At 62.7% G+C, this 19,163-nt stretch carries 16 protein-coding genes and 1 pseudogene; 14 read left to right on the top strand and 3 right to left on the bottom strand.

The features are described 5' to 3' along the window. The first annotated feature begins 53 nt into the window (after positions 1-53). The 9 genes from ftsE (at position 54) to hutH (ending at position 10,090) form a co-directional block, all read left to right on the top strand. Entirely contained in the window at positions 54-722 is a 669-nt protein-coding gene (ftsE, locus tag C2U37_RS05930) for a cell division ATP-binding protein FtsE (RefSeq protein ID WP_010672603.1), read from the top strand. Beyond that, complete coding sequence (gene ftsX, locus C2U37_RS05925) at positions 722-1,675, top strand: permease-like cell division protein FtsX (protein WP_029313524.1); 954 nt, start codon at positions 722-724, stop codon at positions 1,673-1,675. Before ftsE ends, ftsX begins: the two co-directional genes overlap by 1 nt. A gap of 452 nt (positions 1,676-2,127) precedes the next feature. Beyond that, positions 2,128-2,982 carry an RNA polymerase sigma factor RpoH gene (gene rpoH / locus C2U37_RS05920; RefSeq protein ID WP_029313526.1) on the top strand — a complete coding sequence of 285 codons (855 nt, stop codon included), beginning with the start codon at positions 2,128-2,130 and terminating at the stop codon, positions 2,980-2,982. A gap of 127 nt (positions 2,983-3,109) precedes the next feature. Beyond that, positions 3,110-3,769: a carbonate dehydratase gene (gene can, locus C2U37_RS05915; protein WP_010672606.1), complete on the top strand. Its 660-nt coding sequence runs from the start codon at positions 3,110-3,112 to the stop codon at positions 3,767-3,769. A 10-nt stretch (positions 3,770-3,779) separates the two neighbouring features. Continuing rightward, positions 3,780-4,484, top strand: coding sequence for a histidine utilization repressor (gene hutC, locus C2U37_RS05910; protein WP_041212197.1), 705 nt, complete (start codon positions 3,780-3,782; stop codon positions 4,482-4,484). 156 nt (positions 4,485-4,640) lie between these two features. Further along, positions 4,641-5,876: an imidazolonepropionase gene (hutI, locus tag C2U37_RS05905; RefSeq protein WP_164882615.1), complete on the top strand. Its 1,236-nt coding sequence runs from the start codon at positions 4,641-4,643 to the stop codon at positions 5,874-5,876. Beyond that, the gene (gene hutG, locus C2U37_RS05900) at positions 5,869-6,807 is read left to right on the top strand and encodes a formimidoylglutamase (RefSeq protein WP_104452015.1); all 939 of its coding nucleotides are present in this window, start codon (positions 5,869-5,871) and stop codon (positions 6,805-6,807) included. The genes hutI and hutG overlap by 8 nt, the downstream gene beginning before the upstream one ends. Before the next feature lie 45 nt (positions 6,808-6,852). After that, positions 6,853-8,556: a urocanate hydratase gene (gene hutU, locus C2U37_RS05895; protein WP_049637316.1), complete on the top strand. Its 1,704-nt coding sequence runs from the start codon at positions 6,853-6,855 to the stop codon at positions 8,554-8,556. Position 8,557: 1 nt separating this feature from the next. Beyond that, complete coding sequence (gene hutH / locus C2U37_RS05890; protein WP_104452014.1) at positions 8,558-10,090, top strand: histidine ammonia-lyase; 1,533 nt, start codon at positions 8,558-8,560, stop codon at positions 10,088-10,090. A gap of 193 nt (positions 10,091-10,283) precedes the next feature. On the opposite strand, the gene C2U37_RS05885 is transcribed toward hutH, so the two are convergent. Continuing rightward, entirely contained in the window at positions 10,284-11,381 is a 1,098-nt protein-coding gene (locus C2U37_RS05885) for a calcium:proton antiporter (protein ID WP_010672612.1), read from the bottom strand. Positions 11,382-11,532: 151 nt separating this feature from the next. Beyond that, positions 11,533-13,068: pseudogene (locus C2U37_RS05880) on the bottom strand (EAL domain-containing protein). A 517-nt stretch (positions 13,069-13,585) separates the two neighbouring features. Here C2U37_RS05880 and C2U37_RS05875 point away from each other — a divergent pair. Continuing rightward, the gene (locus C2U37_RS05875) at positions 13,586-15,505 is read left to right on the top strand and encodes an EAL domain-containing protein (RefSeq protein WP_104452013.1); all 1,920 of its coding nucleotides are present in this window, start codon (positions 13,586-13,588) and stop codon (positions 15,503-15,505) included. On the opposite strand, the gene C2U37_RS05870 is transcribed toward C2U37_RS05875, so the two are convergent. Further along, on the bottom strand, positions 15,502-16,416 hold the full coding sequence (locus C2U37_RS05870) for a 1-aminocyclopropane-1-carboxylate deaminase/D-cysteine desulfhydrase (protein WP_050498262.1): 915 nt from the start codon (positions 16,414-16,416) through the stop codon (positions 15,502-15,504). The genes C2U37_RS05875 and C2U37_RS05870 overlap by 4 nt on opposite strands. Before the next feature lie 120 nt (positions 16,417-16,536). Here C2U37_RS05870 and C2U37_RS05865 point away from each other — a divergent pair, with 120 nt between their 5' ends. The 4 genes from C2U37_RS05865 to C2U37_RS05845 all read left to right on the top strand — a co-directional run bounded on the left by C2U37_RS05865 (position 16,537) and on the right by C2U37_RS05845 (position 19,099). Then, a complete protein-coding gene (locus tag C2U37_RS05865; protein ID WP_104452011.1) occupies positions 16,537-17,400 on the top strand; it encodes an MSHA biogenesis protein MshI in 864 nt (287 codons plus the stop codon). A gap of 100 nt (positions 17,401-17,500) precedes the next feature. After that, positions 17,501-18,094, top strand: coding sequence for a PilN domain-containing protein (locus C2U37_RS05855; RefSeq protein ID WP_104452010.1), 594 nt, complete (start codon positions 17,501-17,503; stop codon positions 18,092-18,094). Further along, a complete protein-coding gene (locus C2U37_RS05850) occupies positions 18,094-18,741 on the top strand; it encodes an MSHA biogenesis protein MshJ (protein ID WP_104452009.1) in 648 nt (215 codons plus the stop codon). The genes C2U37_RS05855 and C2U37_RS05850 overlap by 1 nt, the downstream gene beginning before the upstream one ends. 28 nt (positions 18,742-18,769) lie before the next feature. Further along, positions 18,770-19,099 (top strand): SctD/MshK family protein, encoded by a 330-nt coding sequence (locus tag C2U37_RS05845; protein ID WP_183149941.1) that lies wholly within the window; start codon positions 18,770-18,772, stop codon positions 19,097-19,099. Positions 19,100-19,163: the final 64 nt, after the last annotated feature.

The following is a 19,163-nucleotide window of genomic DNA, read 5'->3' as shown; positions in this document are numbered from 1 at the left end:
TGAGCGCCCCATGCTTTATCCCGGTCGGGGTTTGTCAATCTCAGGGAACCGTTATGATTCGTTTTGACAAGGTCAGCAAGGTCTACAGTGGCGGTCATCAAGCGCTGCAAAAGGTCAGTTTTCACCTGCGCAAGGGGGAGATGGCCTTCCTGACCGGCCATTCGGGGGCGGGCAAGAGTACCCTCCTCAAGCTCATCAGCGTGATGGAACGGCCGACCGACGGCCGCGTCTTCTTCCACGGCGATGACGTCAGCCACATCCAGCGCAGTCAGATCCCCTACGTGCGCCGCCAGATCGGCATGATCTTCCAGGATCACCGCCTGTTGATGGATCGTACCGTGTTCGACAACGTCGCACTGCCCCTGGTGATCGATGGCTACAGCCATGGGGACATCAACAAGCGGGTGGCGGCGGCGCTGGACAAGGTCGGGCTGCTCGGCAAGGAGCGCTACCAGCCGCGCATGCTCTCCGGTGGTGAGCAGCAACGGGTCGGCATCGCCCGCGCCATCGTCAACAAGCCGCCCCTGCTGCTGGCGGACGAGCCGACCGGCAACCTGGATCCCCAGCTTTCCATGGACATCATGCGCCTGTTCGAGGAGTTCAACCGCTTCGGCGTCTCCGTGCTGATTGCCACTCACGATCTGGGGCTGATCGCCCGGATGCGCTACCGCACCCTGACCCTCAAGGCGGGTCGCATGTATTCGTCCGGGGAGGATCGCTGATGGCTATTGTTCGTCATAAACAGCCGCCGTTACGTCGTTTGATGATGTATGGGGTGGATCATGTGCGTCAGGCCTTTGCCAGCCTGGGTGAGCTGTGGCGCAACCCGCTCGCCTCCCTGATGACCCTGGCAGTGCTTGGCGTGAGTCTGGCGCTGCCTTCCTGTTTCCACGTATTGCTGAAGAATGCCGAAGTGGTAGAGGGGAGCTGGCAGACCAGCTCCCAGATCTCCCTCTATCTGCGCAAGGATCTGCCGGAGCAGAGCATCCTCGATATGAAGCAGCGGATCCTGCTCTATCCGGAAGTGGAGTCTGTCACTTATATGAACCGTGACGAGGCGCTCAGGGAATTTCGGGAGATCTCCGGTTTCGGTGATGCCCTGGATTATCTGGACAGCAACCCGCTGCCGCCGGTGCTGAGCGTGATCCCGGATCCGCGCTGGCAGAATCCGGAAGGGGCCGCCGAGCTGCTCGCCAAGCTGGAGAACGAGCCCGGTATCGAGCAGGGCAAGCTGGATCTGCAGTGGTTGACCCGGTTGCAGGGGATCATGAACCTGCTGCGCCACACCATTACAGGTATCGCGGTGTTGCTGCTCTCCGCCGTGTTGCTGATCGTGGGCAACACCCTGCGCCTGAATATCCTGAACCAGCGTTCCGAGATTGAAGTGCTCAAGCTGGTGGGAGCGACCGATGCCTTCATCCACCGTCCCTTCCTCTATACGGGCATCTGGTTCGGGGTCATTGGCGGCATGCTGGCCTGGTGGCTGACCGAGGTGATGGTGATCTGGAGCGAGGGGGTGGTGAAGGAGCTGGCGGGGCTCTACAACAGCAACTTCCGTCTGGTGGGGATGGGGGCGTTCGACGGCTTCAATCTCATACTGCTGGGCGCCCTGCTGGGGTTGATCGCCTCCTGGTTCTCGGTGCACAGGCACATTCGCGACATAGAACCGTCCTGATTAATTTGTCAGCATTTTAAAGCGCTGGATTTTGCGAACTGGATCAAGTAAAAGAGTGGCCCGTTTCTGGCACGGGCCACTTTCTCAGAGTAATCTGAATGGTGTCTGCGCCGAGGATCATATGTGGATCCTCTGAACCTTTTGATTTATCAATGGTCTATTGACTGCAGCAGAATGAATACGGGTATGGCCCCTATGCCTTGCTCGTCTGACTTGGCAAGCATGTGAAGGTTGCGAGCTCCGCAACAATGGACTTAGCATGCTACTTTTCAGGGGTCCTTTACTGTGACCCCTTTTTTTTGACTGTTCATTTATGATTCATGCCGTCAGCCTAAGATAGGCCGGGTTCATGCTGGGGTGATGTATGATGCAGCACGCAGAATGATACCTGGTCGGTAGACACGTCTTCTCAGGGTGTTAGACTGATTCGATTGAAAAGTAAGAGGTAGAACATGGGAACTTCATTGCAACGCACTATGGCTCTGATTCCGCAAGGTAGTCTGGAAGGCTATATCCAGGCCGTCAACTCGATCCCTGTGCTGAGCGCAGAGGAAGAGCGCGAACTGGCGATGCGTCTGCAGCAGGATGGTGATCTCGAAGCTGCACGCCAGCTCGTTATGTCGCACCTGCGTTTTGTCGTTCACGTGGCCAAGAGCTACTCCGGCTATGGCCTGCCTCAGGCCGATCTGGTGCAGGAAGGCAACATCGGCCTGATGAAAGCCGTCAAACGCTTCGACCCGAGCGTGGGCGTGCGTCTGGTCTCCTTCGCCGTACACTGGATCAAGGCCGAAATCCACGAATATGTGTTGCGCAACTGGCGCATGGTCAAGGTGGCGACCACCAAGGCCCAGCGCAAGCTGTTCTTCAACCTGCGCAAGTCCAAGAAGCGTCTGGGCTGGCTGAACCACGAAGAGGTGCAGGCCGTGGCTGCCGACCTCGGGGTATCCGCTGCCGACGTCACCGAGATGGAAGCGCGCATGAGCAATTACGATCAGGCCTTCGACCTGGTCGGTGACGATGAAGACGAGGGTGGCTTCGCGCCGGTGCACTATCTGGAAGACAAGTCTTCCGATCTCGCCGCGAACATCGAGAACGACAACTGGGACAGCCATGCCACCCGTCGCCTGAGTGCGGCCATGGCGACCCTGGACGAGCGCAGCCAGCACATCATCCGTGCCCGCTGGCTCGATGACGAGAGCAAGACCACCCTGCAGGAGCTGGCCGATACTTACGGCGTCTCGGCCGAGCGGGTGCGCCAGCTTGAGAAAAACGCGCTGAAGAAGCTGAAAGATGCCATGGATGCCTGACGGCCTCCTCCGGTAAGAAGCAGGGCCTGATGGCCCTGTTTTTGTTTTGCGGGGATCTGGTCGGCCTTGCCTTGGTTACCCTTGTGTATGGTATGTTGCCGCCACTGCCACAGTAGGGAGAGCAGAAGTGAAACTGTTGAACGACTTGTTTACCAACAACCGCGAGTGGGCGGAACGGATCAAGGCCGAGGATCCCAATTTCTTCGCTACCCTGTCCGCCCAGCAGGCACCCGAGTACCTCTGGATCGGCTGTTCCGACAGCCGGGTTCCAGCCAACCAGCTGATGGGGCTCTTGCCGGGGGACGTCTTTGTCCACCGCAACGTCGCCAACCTGGTGGTGCACACCGATTTCAACTGCCTCTCGGTGCTGCAATACGCGGTGGAGGTGCTCAAGGTGAAGCACATCATCGTCTGCGGCCACTATGGCTGCGGTGGCGTCAAGGCTGCGATGCAGAACCAGGAGCTGGGTCTCATCGACAACTGGCTGCGCAACATCAAGGACGTCTACTTCAAATACGGCGAACAGCTCGAAGCCATCGAGGATGAGCACGAGCGCTTCGACTACCTGTGCGAGCTGAACGTGGCCGAGCAGGTCGCCAACGTCTGCCACACCACCATCATCCAGAATGCCTGGCGCAAGGGGCAGGAGCTGGCGGTGCACGGCTGGATCTACGGCATCAAGGATGGCCTGCTGCATGATCTCGATCTCTGCATCAGCGGCCCTGACCAGATCCCGGACGTCTATCGCGCCTGGCCGGACATGCGTCCACCCCACCGTCGCCGCTGAGGACCATCCGGTGGCTCCTGCGCTCTACCTTCAGATAAAGCAGCACATCCTGGACGGGATCCGCGAACGCCACTATCAGGCGGGCGACCGGATCCCGACCGAGGCCGCCCTGTGCGAGCAGTTTGCCGTGAGCCGCATGACGGTGAACAAGGCGCTGCGTGAGCTGGTGGCCGAAGGCTGGCTGGTGCGCACCGCCGGATCCGGCAGTTTCGTGGCCGACAGGCGTACCGAGTCGCCGCTCCTGGCGATTCGCAATATTGCAGACGAGATCGCCGAGCGGGGCAGCGAGTACAGCGCGCGGGTGATCCGGCTGCAACGTCAGGCCGCCGACGAGAAAGTAGCGGTACGTCTGGGCCTGCGGGTCGGGGCGCCCACCTTTCACAGCCTCATCGTCCATCAGGCCGATGGGGAGCCGCTGCAACTGGAGGAGCGCTTCGTCGATGCCGAGCGACTGCCCGGTTATGGCGAGCAGGATTTCACCCAGCAGACGCCAAACAGCTATCTGATGGAGATCTGCCCCCTCTCCGAGATGGAGCACGTGGTAGAAGCCGTGTTGCCGAGTGCTGGTGAAGCCGGACTGCTGCAAGTGAGGGTCGACACCCCCTGCCTGCTGCTGCACCGGCGCACCTGGTCAGACGGCTGTCTGGTCTCCTATGCCAGATTGTTGTCGCCGGGTTCCCGCTACAAGCTGAGCTCCAAGACGCGTCTCGCATAATTGTATATACAAATTAAACATTTAAAAGCCCACCTCTCGGTGGGCTTTTTTGTGCTTACACTCTAATAAAGCCGCTGTTATCAAGATGTGAACTTGATCCTTCCTTTCTTTTCAGAGATCGGCTATAAATTATTGTATATACATTTAGAGGTCGGTATGAACAAGGAACTGTTGAACTGCGAGCGGGTCTGGCTCAACGTGACACCCGCCACCCTGCGCCCCGATCTGGCGGACTACGGCCTGCTGGAGCCCCATGCCCTTGGCGTGCGGGATGGCAAGATCCACGCTCTGGTCCCCATGCAGGATCTCAAGGGCCCCTATGCCGCCTCCTGGCAGGACATGAAGGGGAAGCTGGTCACCCCCGGTCTCATCGATTGCCACACCCACCTCATCTTCGCCGGCAGCCGCGCCGAAGAGTTCGAGCTGCGCCAGAAGGGAGTCCCCTATGCGGAGATCGCCCGCAAGGGGGGCGGTATCATCAGCACGGTGCGCGCCACCCGGGCAGCCAGCGAGGAGCGACTCTATGAGCTGGCGTTGCCGCGGATCAAGTCCCTGATCCGGGAAGGGGTCACCACAGTCGAAATCAAGTCCGGCTACGGCCTCACCCTGGAAGACGAGCTCAAGATGTTGCGGGTGGCCCGTCGTCTGGGAGAGGCGCAACCCATCCGGGTCAAGACCACGCTGCTGGCAGCCCATGCGGTGCCGCCGGAGTATCGCGACGATCCCGACTCCTGGGTCGAGACCATCTGCCAGGAGATCATCCCGGCGGCGGCCGAGGCAGGTCTCGCGGATGCGGTGGATGTCTTCTGCGAGCACATCGGCTTCTCCCTTGCCCAGACCGAGCAGGTCTATCTGGCGGCGGATCAGTACAACCTCGCGGTGAAAGGGCACATGGATCAGCTCTCCAACCTGGGGGGCAGCACGCTCGCCGCCCACTTCGGCGCCCTCTCGGTGGATCATCTGGAATATCTGGATCAGGACGGGATCCAGGCGCTGGCCCACCGTGGCGTGGTCGCCACCCTGCTGCCCACTGCTTTCTATTTCCTCAAGGAGACCAAGCTGCCCCCGATCGCCGCCTTGCGCAAGGCGGGGGTACCCATGGCTGTCTCTTCCGACATCAACCCAGGCACGGCCCCCATCGTCTCCCTGCGCATGGCCATGAACATGGCCTGCACCCTGTTTGGCCTGACCCCGGTGGAGGCCATGGCCGGGGTGACCCGCCACGCCGCCAGGGCGCTTGGCGAGCAGGAACGGCTGGGGCAGCTCAAGGTCGGCATGCTGGCGGATTTCCTTGTCTGGAACTGCGGCCATCCGGCCGAGCTCAGCTACCTCATCGGTGTCGATCAGCTGGTGAGCCGTGTGGTCAATGGGGAGGAAACCCTTCATGGATAAGTTCAACGGGATCGACATGTCGGTCTGGCAGGGGCGTCAGGATCCCGAAGACGGCGAGCTGGCCCTGCGCTGGCACGATAGGGTGCAACCCTGGCAGGGGAATCGCGAACCCGGCGTGGTGCTGCTCGGCTTTGCCTGTGACGAAGGGGTGCGCCGCAACAAGGGGCGGGTCGGTGCGGCCGGTGCACCGCTGGCGGTGCGCAAGCTGCTGGCCAACACGGCCTGGCATCTGGGCGCCCCCGTGTATGACGGCGGGGATCTGGCCTGTGAGGACGGCGATCTCGATGCCGCCCACGGGCGCTTGGCCGATCGGGTGGCGAGTGCGCTGGATCAGGGGCACTTCCCCCTGGTGCTGGGAGGCGGCCACGAGGTGGCGTTCGGCAGCTGGAGCGGCCTGAATCGTCATCTTGGCGGCGAAGGGCGGGTCGGGATCATCAATTTCGACGCCCACTTCGATCTGCGCATGAAACAGGAGCAGGCGAGCTCGGGCACCCCCTTCTTCCAGATTGCCGAGCAGTGCGCTGCCCAGGGCACCCCCTTTCACTATGCCTGTCTCGGGGTGGCCGAAACCGCCAATACCGCGGCGCTCTTTGCCCGCGCCGAGGCGCTGGGAGTCTGGCACGTGCTGGACGAGGCGATGACGCCGACCGAGCTGCCAGCCTTGCTCTGCGGGCTGGATGCCTTCATCGCCCGTTGCGACCACCTCTATCTCACCATCGATCTCGACGTGCTGCCGGCGGCAGTGATGCCGGGAGTGAGCGCTCCCGCCGCTCGCGGCGTGGAGCTGGCGGTCATCGAACCGCTCATCGCCCATATCCGGGCCAGCGGCAAGCTCAGGCTCGCCGATCTGGCCGAGTACAACCCGAACCTGGATCAGGACAACCGCAGTGCCCGCGTGACCGCGCGCCTGGTTCACCAGTTGACCAAGTAGTGGCGCACCGCGCCGCCTGACTGCATCGCTAAACAAGGAGTGTCTATGTCTGTACAACACCAGGATCCCCGCCACGATCCGAGCCGCGTGATCCGTGCTCCCCACGGCACCCAGCTGACCGCCAAGAGCTGGCTCACCGAAGCGCCACTGCGGATGCTGATGAACAACCTGGATCCGGATGTTGCCGAGCATCCCCAGTCCCTGGTGGTGTACGGCGGCATCGGCCGCGCCGCCCGCAACTGGGCCTGCTATGACAAGATCGTCGAGGTGCTGACCCGGCTCGAGGACGATCAGACCCTGCTGGTGCAATCCGGCAAGCCGGTCGGGGTGTTCCAGACCCACAAGGATGCGCCGCGGGTGCTCATCGCCAACTCCAACCTGGTGCCCCACTGGGCCAACTGGGAGCACTTCAACGAGCTCGACAAGAAGGGTTTGATGATGTACGGCCAGATGACCGCCGGCTCCTGGATCTACATCGGCACCCAGGGGATAGTGCAGGGCACCTACGAGACCTTCTTCGCGGTGGCCAACCAGCACTTCAATGGCGAGCCCAAAGGGCGATGGATCCTGACCGGCGGGCTCGGCGGCATGGGCGGCGCCCAGCCTCTGGCCGCCACCATGGCCGGTTTCTCCATGATCGCCGTGGAGTGCGACGAGACCCGTATCGATTTTCGTCTGCGTACCCGCTACGTCGACAAGAAGGCCCACAGCCTGGATGAGGCGCTGGCCATGGTCGAGGAGGCCAAACGCAGCGGTACCGCCGTCTCCGTCGGCCTGCTCGGCAACGCCGCCGACGTCTTCGCCGAGCTGGTGGCTCGCGGCATCACGCCGGACGTGGTGACCGACCAGACCTCCGCCCATGACCCGGTACACGGCTACCTGCCCCAGGGCTGGAGCGTGGCCCAATGGCGCGATCTGCAAAAGAGCGCACCGGACGAGGTCAACGTGGCGGCTCGCCGCTCCATGGCCCGTCAGGTCGAAGCCATGCTGACCCTGCAATCCCGCGGCGCCGCCACGCTCGATTACGGCAACAACATCCGCCAGATGGCGCTGGAAGAGGGGGTCAAGAATGCCTTCGACTTCCCGGGCTTCGTGCCGGCCTACATCCGCCCGCTGTTCTGCGAGGGCATTGGCCCGTTCCGCTGGGTGGCGCTCTCCGGCGACCCGGAAGACATCTACAAGACAGATCAGAAAGTGAAAGAGCTGATCCCGGACGATCCCCACCTGCACAACTGGCTCGACATGGCCCGCGAGCGCATCGCCTTCCAGGGCCTGCCGGCGCGGATCTGCTGGGTCGGTGTCAAGGATCGGGTGCGCCTGGGCCTGGCCTTCAACGAGATGGTGAAGAATGGCGAGCTGAAGGCACCGGTCGTCATCGGCCGTGACCACCTGGACTCCGGCTCGGTGGCGAGCCCGAACCGCGAGACCGAGTCGATGATGGATGGCTCCGACGCCGTTTCCGACTGGCCGCTGCTCAACGCCCTGCTCAACACCGCCGGCGGCGCGACCTGGGTCTCCCTGCACCACGGTGGCGGGGTCGGCATGGGCTTCTCCCAGCACTCCGGCGTGGTGATCGTCTGTGACGGCACCGACGATGCCGCCAAGCGGGTCGGCCGCGTGCTGCGCAATGACCCGGCCACCGGGGTGATGCGTCACGCCGACGCCGGCTACGAGATTGCCATCAACTGTGCCGTTGATGCGAAACTGGATCTGCCGATGATAGACGCCACCGGCAAAGGGGTGAAATAAGATGTTCGAACTCAATCTGCAACCGGGCAAACTCTGCCTCGCCACCCTGCGTCGTGTCAGCCGTGAGCCGGTACACGTCAGCCTGGATCCGGCTGCCCTGGCGGGGATCCACGCCTCCGCCGCCGTGGTCACCAAGGTGATCGAGCAAAACCGGGTGGTGTACGGCATCAACACCGGCTTTGGCCTGCTGGCCAACACCCGCATTCCGGTGGAGCAGCTGGACGAGCTGCAGCGCTCCATCGTGCTCTCTCATGCGGCGGGGATTGGCGAGTACATGGATGATGCCACCGTGCGGCTGATGATGGTGCTCAAGCTCAACTCGCTGGCGCGCGGCTTCTCCGGCATCCGGCTGACGGTGCTGGAGGCCCTGATGCGGCTCATCAACGCCGAAGTCTATCCGGTGGTGCCGAAGAAGGGCTCCGTCGGCGCCTCCGGCGATCTGGCGCCCCTGGCCCACATGAGCTGCCTGCTGATCGGTGAAGGCAAGGCCCGTCACAAGGGCGAGTTGATCGACGCCGCCACTGCCCTGGAGATTGCCGGGCTGGAGCCCATTGCCCTGGCGCCGAAAGAGGGGCTGGCCCTGCTCAACGGCACCCAGGCGAGCACCGCCTTCGCGCTGGAAGGGCTGTTCCATGCCGAGGATCTCTACGCCGGCGCCATCACCATCGGTGCCATGAGCGTTGAAGCGGCGCTGGGCAGCCGCCGGCCGTTCGATGCCCGCATCCACGAGGTGCGCGGCCAGCGCGGCCAGATCGATGCGGCCGCCTGCTACCGCCACCTGCTGGTGGACGGCAGCGAGATCGGCATGTCCCACCACAACTGCGAGAAGGTGCAGGATCCTTACTCCCTGCGCTGTCAGCCCCAGGTGATGGGTGCCTGCCTGACCCAGATCCGCCAGGCCGCCGAGGTGCTGGTGTGCGAGGCGAATGCGGTCTCCGACAACCCCCTGGTGTTTGCCGAGGATGAGGAGATCATCTCCGGCGGCAACTTCCACGCAGAACCCGTGGCCTTTGCAGCCGACAACCTGGCCCTGGCCATCGCCGAGATCGGGTCGCTGTCCGAGCGGCGTATGGCGCTGCTGATCGACTCACGCATGTCCGGCCTGCCGGCCTTCCTGGTGAACAACGGCGGGGTGAACTCCGGTTTCATGATCGCCCAGGTCACCTCGGCGGCGCTCGCCTCAGAGAACAAGACCCTGGCCCATCCGGCCTCGGTGGACAGCCTGCCCACCTCGGCCAACCAGGAGGACCACGTCTCCATGGCCACCTTCGCCGGTCGCCGGCTGGCGGACATGGCCGAGAACACCCGTGGTATCCTGGCGGTGGAATTGCTGGCAGCGGCCCAGGGGCTCGACTTCCGCGCTCCCCTGCGCTCCACCGAGCTCATCGAGCTGGCCAAGGGCCGTCTGCGGGAAGAGGTCAGCTTCTATGACAAGGACAGGTACTTTGCACCGGACATCGAGGCGGCCGCCGCCCTGCTGGGCCGTGCCAGCTACAACGACCTGATCCCGGCCGGGACCCTGCCCAGCCTCTGAATTGGAGCCTGAGCAACCATAAAAAAGACCGCCCATGGGGCGGTCTTTTCATTTCCGTCTCCCGCGCCTCGCGTCGGGGCTATCGGAAGCGCGCTGCGCAGAGTGGCAGCAGGCAGGTGGTGGCTGCCTTATCCGTGTTCAAACATCCGGAACAGATAAACCACGAACAGCACTGGGGTGAGTGCCGGCAGCCTTATCCGTGTTCAAACATCAGGAACAGGTAAACGACAAACAGCACAAGATGGGTGGCGCCGTGCAGGGCGTGGGTGCGGCCGCTGCTGAAGGTCACTTTACAGACCATGAGGGTGGTGATGAGCAGCACCATGTCGGCAGGGGAGAGGCCCAGGCGCACTTCCTGCCCCATCAGGGAGCCGATGAAAAGCACGGAGGGTACCGTGAGGGCGATGGTGGCCAGCACGGAGCCGAAGTAGAGATTCATGGCCCGCTGCAACTGGTTGTTGAAGGCCGCCTTGATGGCACCGACCGCTTCGGGAGCCAGCACGATACAAGCGACGATGAAGCCACCCAGTGCCATCGGGGCTTCCATCACGTGTACCCCGTAGTTGATGGGGATGGCCAGGGTCTTGGCCAGCAGGATCACCACCACCAGGTAGGCGAGCAGCAAGAGGGTGTGATAGACGTTGCTCTGCAGCGGGCCGTGGTGATCCTCGAGATCCTCGTGATCGCTGTCGACGAAGAAGTGGCTGTGGCTGCGGGTCTGGATCAGCAGGAAGACACCATAGAGCAGGATGGAGATGATGATCAGCATCCATGACATGGCCTTGGAGAGGCTGCCCAGAGTGCCGCCCTGGGTGAAGTTCGGCAGGACCAGACAGAGCAGTGCCAGGGGAATGATGGCCACCAGATAGGATTTGACCCCGTCCAGATTGAAGTTCTGGGTGTGATAGCGCCAGCCGCCAAACAGCAGGGTGAAGCCCACCAGACCGTTGGTGACCAGCATCACCACCGCGAACATGGTGTCGCGGGCCATGGTGGGATTGGGATCGCCGGTCAGCATGACGGAGGAGATCATCACCACTTCCAGGGAGATGACCGAGAGGGTCAGGATCAGGGTACCGAAGGGTTCCCCGAGCTTGATGGCGAGGGCGTCAGAGTGACGCACGACGGAGAAGATGGCCCAGGTCACGATGGCAAGCAGGGCCAGCGACACCGGCAGGTAGACCGCAAGGGGGGTTGTCTCTGCCAGCAGGTCGCTCCCCAGGGTTTTGAAGAAGAGCAGGGTCAGCAGACCGGCAGGCAGAGCAATCTCTTGTCGGATAAAAGACTTCATAGGCAGTGGTTCTCATCTCGGGGCGGCCTCGGCCGACGGGGTATGGAGCGACTTGGTGCACCCAAGGTGCACAGACCCATGATAAGGGGAGATGCTCCTCATGCGGAGCATCATTTTGTTGCAAAGGGTGAGAGGCGGGGCAGATACCGCCTCAGTGCGGGTTGGAGGGGCTGGTTGTCTCGCCCTCTTGCCATGCCATCAGCCAGATCTTCAGTTTGCTCAGGGGCATGGGCTTGGCATAGACGTAGCCCTGGATCAGATGGACTCCGTGGCGATACAGATAATCCACCTGCTCCTGGGTTTCGACCCCTTCGGCGATCATCTCCATGTCCGATTTGAGGCCGAAGGCGATGGTGGCGTCCAGCACGCTGCGCTTGAGGTCGTCCGTGCCTATGGTATCCACGAACATCTTGTCGATCTTGATCTGGCGAATGCCGAGCCGTTGCAGGTAGGCAAAGCCGCCATAGCCGGTGCCGAAGTCATCCAGCTTGAAGTGATAGCCCCTCTCCTGCAGGGCTGCGATCTCCGCCATGGCCCCCTGGATGTGCTTGATGGGATCCCGCTCGGTGAGTTCGAAGGTGAGGCGGGCCGGCGAGGGCCAGCCATGGCGCTGCAACTGGGTGCGCAGACGAGGCTGCTCGATATGGCCCGCCACCAGATTGACGCTGACCCACTGGTGCGGGGCCAGGACGGGGAGATCCGCCAGGATGCGCTCCAGCAGTTGATCCGTCATCGGCAGGATCAGCCCCTGCTCCTCCGCATAGGCGATGAAGGTGCCTGGCGACACCAGATCCCGTCCTCGCTGCCAGCGCAGCAAGGCCTCGAATCCCACCACCCTTCGGTTTCTGCTGTCCACTATGGGCTGATAGAAGGGGATAAACTCCCGCCGAGCCAGCCCTCTTTGCAGCAATCCTTTGAGGGATCGCCGGTAGTTTCTAAGGCTCCAGTAGAGGGCAGCCAGCAGCGCCCCCAGCGCCCCGGCCGACCAGAGGCCATCGCGGTGTATCTGTGAGCGGACGTAGCGTTTCAGTGCCTCGCCAGCCCAGAGGGTCTGCTCCACCTGATGCTAGGGGTCGAAACTGAGCAGCCGCATCGGGTTTGCCTCTTCTCGAATGTGCTTGTTGCCACGGGGGAAAAAGAGCCCGGACTGGGTCGGGTGCTTGTGGTTGAACTCCAGATAGAAACAGTCGTTGCAGGGGGTGCGCAGCAGCTCATGGCTCCAGCTGCTGTCGAGCACCCAATAGGCCAGATTGCCGTTGCGTCTCGCATAGACCAGGGTTTCGCGTTCGGTATCGAACATGGGGGCCGTGCTGGATATATGAAAGTCGGGGGAGACCGGTATGCCGGCGTCGGCAAGCTGGGGCAGGGCGGGGCCCAGGGTGGAGCAGCCGCTCCCGTTGGCAAGCTGCAGGCCGGCCAGGCGAATATGGCGGTTGTAATACTGGGGTGAGCGCAGCAGCGCCATGTCTTTGGGGCCGCAATCGAAGGCAAAGTGGGCGAGTTGAGCGGGGACATCGTGATCCAGGAGCTGGTTGCGCTCCTGCTGGTAGTCGAGCAGAGCCCTTTCCTTTGTCTGCAACAGGTGGTGAGCCAGCTTGTCGCTCAACAGGGGGGTGAGCAACAGCATCAGCAGCGGGGGCACACAGAAGAGGGCCAGAGGAATCCATAGCGGAGATCGTGCTGACATGGTGAGCATCCTTCTTCCCTGAAATGAAACAACCCGATTGAGACTCAAGCATCATAGCATTAGCTGCATCGATTTGAGCCAAGTTGGTCACACTTGGAACAAAAACGATAATTAATTGATAAATAAAGGATATGGCTACACACCTGAACAAGATTCAATCGCTGACCTGTCATAAATGACAATTGTCCAGCTTATCTGAAGTGGCTAAAGTAGCGGTGCGGTTTGACTCACCGTGTGTTCAATACTCCTGTATCTATTTTTGTCAGTAGCACAGAGTGTTAGTTTTGATATGAGTGTTTCTTTTGGTCCCCGTTGTGGGACCATTTTTCTGTCCGCTCCTCAGCCTGTGTCCCCTCGCTCTCTCCCTTGATGCCTCTCTCTTTTGCGACCTGCACTACGGCGCCGCATGACGCAGCCGCCCGCTTATTTGCAGAAGCGGGATCTTCATCCATAGGCGGCGTTTGGTCTGGGCTGATACCATGATGCCCTATGGATGCTGTCGGCTACGGAAAGGTACATGAAACTGACCACTCAACTCGTCTCTTTTATTACGCTGTGCGTGATCTCGGCCATGGCCATGGTGATGCTCGGCGGGGTCTTCAGTTTTCGCCAGATGGGAATGGAGCTGCAGCAGAACCGGGTCGACTCCCTGGTGGAGATCATCGACAAGCAACTGGGGGTGACCGATGACCAGCAAGCCCTTGCCCGGTGGCTGCCCTCCCTGTTGCGGGCCTCCCATGTGGTGGAGCTGGAGATCCGTCAGGACAAGCAGCGGGTCTACTGGTTTCGCGATGTGCAGCAGCAGACGGACGAGAGCCTGCTGATCGCCTACAGCGAGGCGATCCCCAATCAGGCCGGGATGCGGGCCGACTTCAAGCTGGACAGGCCGTTCAAGGAGTTCGAGTACTCCATGAAGGCGATGTTCGGCATCTCTCTGGGTATCTTCATCGTGGTGTTCGGGCTCTGGTACTCCATCCGCTGGCTGCGTCTGCAGTTGCGCGGTGCCGAGCTGCTGGCGGAGCGTGCCCAGCTGATCCTGGATGGCAAGCTGACCAAGCTGGCCCATGACCCTGCCGAAGAGTGGCCTGTTTCGGCCAGTCAGGCCCTCACCCATCTGCTGACCGAGCTGGCCGACGCCCGCAAGGAGCGCAGCCGCTTCGACAACTTCATCCGCAGCAACGCCTTCGTTGACAAGACAACGGGCATCGGCAACCGCCTCTTCTTCGACAACCGGCTGGAGAGCGCCATCATGGAAGCAAGCGTGATCAGCGGCGGTGTGCTGCTGATCGAGCTGGCCGGTCTGGAGGAGCTGGATCCCGAGCTGAGCGGGCGCCCGAGCCAGGAACTCCTGATGGAGGCGAGCGCCACCATCGCCGCCTTCGTGCGAAAGCACAGCGGAGCCCTGCAGGCGCGCTATGCCGGTCAGGTCTTTGCCGTGCTGCTGCCTAACATGTCAGAGAGCGAGATGGTGGACGGTGCCAGCCAGTTGCTCAAGAGTCTGCAGCGGCTGCAATGGCCCGAAGCGGTCAATGCCGACACCGCCGTCTATCTCGGTGCGGTCTGCTACCAGGCACAGGATTCCCTGCTCAAGGTGCAGGAAGAGGCAGAGCTGGCGCTCAAGAGCGCACGCCTGCAAGGACACAGCGGCTGGTTCCTGTTCGAGAAATCCCTCAACGAGGAGGCGAGCAGCAAGGGAACGGTGCGCTGGCGCACCCTGATCAGCCGTCGCATCGAGGAGCAGGGCATCGACTTCTACGTCCAGCCTGTGCAGCAGGAGCGGGATCAGGTGGTGTTGCAGCAGGAGCTGCTCATCCGCCTTCACGACGAGCAGGGCCGGGAGCTGCAGGCGGGGGTCTTCATGCCCATGGCGGAGAAGGCCGGTCTGCTGCTGCCGCTGGACAGACTGGTGGTGGCCCGAGCCTTGCGACTGCTGCGCCAGCGACCGGCATCGAGCTGCCCTATCAGCCTCTCTCTGTGCGCCCAGAACCTGCTCACCCGCGAGTTCCAGCGCGAGCTCTTCTTCGAGCTGTTCCAGTTGCCGCGCAGTACCAACGAGGGGTTGATCCTGCAGTTGTCGGAGTCCCAGGTGACCCGCCACTACGAGGCCCTCAAGCGGCCGCTTCGGGCGATGCGCATGCTGGGGTGCAGGCTTGCCATCGATCATGCGGGCCAGGACGTGGTGAGCACCCAGTACATCAAGGAGTTCGAGATCCACTTCCTCAAGCTGCACCCCAGCCTGGTGCGGGAGATCCACCTGCGCCAGGTCAACCAGATGGCGGTACGCAGTCTGGTGGGGGGCTGTGCCAATACCCAGACCCGGGTCATCGCGGTGGGGGTGGAGAGTGGCGACGAGTGGAAGATGTTGCGACACCTGGGCGTGCATGCCGGTCAAGGTCCCTGGTTTGCCGACCCCGAGCCCCTCAACCTGCCTGACTAGCGCCCCGGCCGGGGTGACAGGCGGCCCTGCTCCTGCAGGCCCGCCAGCCCCTGCAAGCCACCGGTGTGGATGAAGATGATCTTGCTGCCGCGCGCAATGCGGCCTGCCGCCAGTTCGCGAAACAGCCCCCACATCGCCTTGCCACTGTAGATGGGTTCCAGCGGCAAGCCGGTTTCGGCACTGAATGCCTGCACCCATTGCCAGAGTGCCGGACTGAACCTGGCATAGCCGCCGTCGTGGTGATCCAGCGCAATGCGCCAGCCCGGAGTAGTGGCCGCTGCCGGATGCAACCGGCATACCTCGCCGGTGATGAAGTCGGCCCCCTTGAGCACCGCGATGGCCAGGATCTGCTCCTGCGCCCGCTTGCCCGCGATGAGCCCCGCCAGGGTGCCGCCGCTGGCGCAGGGCAGCACCCAGAGATCCGGCGAGAAGGGCACCTCGTCGACAAGCTCGGCCACTCCGGGGATGGCCAGCGGGCTGCTGCCTCCTTCCGGTACCAGCAGGGTGTCGTCATCCTCGAACCGGGCAAGCCATTCGGGATCCTGGCGCCGGCGATAGTCCTGCCGGTCGACAAAAACGAGATCCATGCCCCAGCCTTTCGCCGCTTTCAGGGTGGGATTGCTGACGGTATCCCCTTCACCGCGTATGATGCCCGTGGTGCGCAGTCCTAGTCTGAGTCCTGCTGCGGCCAGGGCGTGAATGTGATTGGAGTAGGCGCCGCCAAAGGAGAGGATGTGGCCCTTGCCCAGCATCTGTGCCTGTTGCAGATGGTATTTGAGCTTTCGCCACTTGTTGCCGGAGAGGGTCGGGTGGATCAGATCGTCCCGCTTGCACCAGAGCGTGACGTCATGGGCTGCCAGCAGAGGATGTCGGATCCGGTGCAGGGGGGAGGGGAGCTGAAGGGGGGCCATGGGATCGTCTCCCGTGGGTGCCAGCGTGGCCGTCGATGCGTCGTTTGTCATAAAGTTGGAGGCTAATAGCCTGTTTATGTTAAGGTTTAGTCCGTTTTACGCGGCCAGGTGAAGATCCAGATGAAGTCACTGTTCAGGCGTTCTCCCTCCAGCCATCAGGTCGGGATCCTGCTGGCCAGCGATGGCATTCTGCTGGCCTGCGTGGACCCGGTTCCCGTGTTTGCCAGCCAGCCTGTCAACGGCCCCCACGACTGGCCCAAGGCCCTGGCCGAGCTGTTTTCCCGGTACGGTCTGGCCAAGTCTAAGGTGCGGGTGGCCCTCGCGGCCAGCCTTTATCAGCAGATCCAGATCGACAAGCCCGCCGTCCCCGATGCCGAGATGGCGGGGGCCCTGCCCTGGGCCATCAAGGATTTCGTCAACGAGCCGGTGTTGCAGCTCGCCATGGATTATGTGGACCTGCCGACGCCCCCTGCCGGGCGTCCGCGCATCAACGTTGTCTGCATGCCCAAGAGCCGGGTGCAGCAGGTGGCGGATGCGGTCAACGGCGCGGCGACCCTGGAGGCCATCGTCAGTGACGAGCTGGCCATGACGGCCCTCTACGAGGCGGACCAGATGGTGCGCATGCTGCTCTGGCAACCCCGGGGGCAGGAGCTGCAACTGCTGGTCTTCCATCGGGGCGGACTCTGCTTCTCCCGCCAGTTGCGCGGATTTGCGAGCCTCACCGGCAGCCATGAGCCAGATGCCGACCAGCTCGACGCGCTGGCGCTGGAGATCCAGCGATCCATCGATTATCTGGCTGGCCATCTCAAGCTGCCCGAGCCCGGCCAGTTGCAACTGGCCATCGCCTCCTCCGCCATGGGGGTACTGGTGCGTCACCTGGAGCAGACATTCGGTTTCCCGGTGTCAGCCATGGCAAACAAGGCGGTACTGGCAGGAGTCGAATATCTCTCGGCCTATGCTGCCGCCCTGGGAGGTGAGCAATGAGCGCGCTTGCCATGTCGGCTGCCATGGCCAACAAGTCCGAATTACTGTCTGGCGTGGAATATCTCTCGGCCTATGCAGCGGCTCTGGGGGAGGATGCCTGATGAAGCGTCAGATCAACCTCTATGGCGCCGAGTTTCGGCCCAGACGGCAGTGGGCCAGTCTCAACCAGATGGCGCTGGTGTGGGGCGTTTGCGTGCTGGTGCTGCTGTGCGCCGCCGCCGTCATCGGCTGGCAGCAGCACGGGGTCGAGCGCGAGCTGGCCCAGCTGCGGGCTGAACTGGAGGTCAAACGCGGCGAGGCGCAGCGGCTGGATGCCGAGCTGGCCCGCCACCAGGCCGATGGCCTGCTGCAGCAACAGCTTGTCACCAGGCAGGAGGAGCTGACCGCCAAGCAGGGACTGATCAGGCAGCTGGGCAGCCTGGCGCTGCAAAAATCCAGGGGCTATGCCGGGCTGATGGCCGATCTCTCCCGCATCCGGGATCCGCAGCTCTCCTTGCAGCGGATCGAGATCGCCGACGGGCGTGTCAACCTGTCCGGTTTCGCCGGCCGCAGCCAGGACGTGCCGGCCTGGGTCAACCGTTTCAAGCAGACCCCCAGTCTGGCGGGCAAGCAGTTTGGTGAATTGACCTTGAGCCGCGACAAGGAGGGCCGGCTGGCCTTCCAGCTCAGCGGCATCGAACGGGAGAAGCCCTGATGAGCCTGAAAGCGCAGTGGCAGGTCTGGGCGGACAAGCTGGCCGCCCTCAGCCAGCGTGAGCGGGTGCTGATCATGCTGACCGGCGTGGTGCTGGTCGGCTCTATCGCCACCTATGGCTGGCTGGATGCCGCCGTCGTGCGGTTGGAGCAGGATCGGCTGGCGCTGAGTTCTGCCCAGCGGGATCTGGAGATCATGGATCTCGAGAACCAGGGCAAGCAGGCCAGGCTGGCGCGGGATCCGGATCAAAACGTGCGCACCCAGCTGGCTGGCGTGGATGAGGAGATCGGCAAGCTGGATGCGGCGCTCAAGGCCCAGACGGTGGATCTGATCCAGGCCCACGAGATGCCTGAGGTGCTGGAGGCGCTGCTGTCGCGCTCCGCCAATCTGCACATGGTGGCGCTCACTTCGCTGGCGCCCGAGCCGCTGATGGCCGGGGAGCAGAAGGTGAACCTGTTCAGGCACGGCATCCGGCTTCAGCTGGAGGGCGGCTATTTCGATGTTTACCAGTACCTGAAAGCGCTCGAAGCCCTGCCTCGCCACTTCTACTGGAAGGGCTTTGACTACCGGGTGGTCGAGCATCCCAAGGCGGCGGTAGCGATGGAGATCTACACCCTCAGCACCAGCAAGGAGTTCATCCGTGGTTAAGCGGCATGTCGGCGGGACGGGATCCCGCATTTTTGCCTTCCCATCCTGGCGCTGGCTGGCCCTGTGGGGGAGCCTGCTCGCGCTGCAGGCCCAGGCCGAGGTGCTGCAGGATCCCACCTTGCCCCTGGCGGGATCCGGCTCGGCGGCGAGTGTCGCCAAGGAGGCCGGTCTGCCCAGGTTGCAGAGCGTCATCCTGGGGAGCGGGCCCGCCCTGGCGGTGCTCGACGGTCAAAGCTACCGGGTCGGCCAGCAGGTCAACGGATTCCGGCTGGTGGGGATCAGCGCCGACAGCGTGGTGCTGGAAAAAGCGGGCGAACGCCAGACACTGACCCTGTTTGGCAGCAAGATCCGGATGTGAAGTGGGTGTCGCACGGATGGTGCGGGCCAGGTTTGTCGAGTTTCTTAGCGAGTCAGGTGCACGA

It is taken from the genome of Aeromonas sp. ASNIH1 (assembly GCF_002934285.1).
Lineage (GTDB): Bacteria > Pseudomonadota > Gammaproteobacteria > Enterobacterales > Aeromonadaceae > Aeromonas > Aeromonas caviae.
Note: the sequence above shows the minus strand (reverse complement) of the source record. Positions and strands in the feature narration are given on the sequence as shown.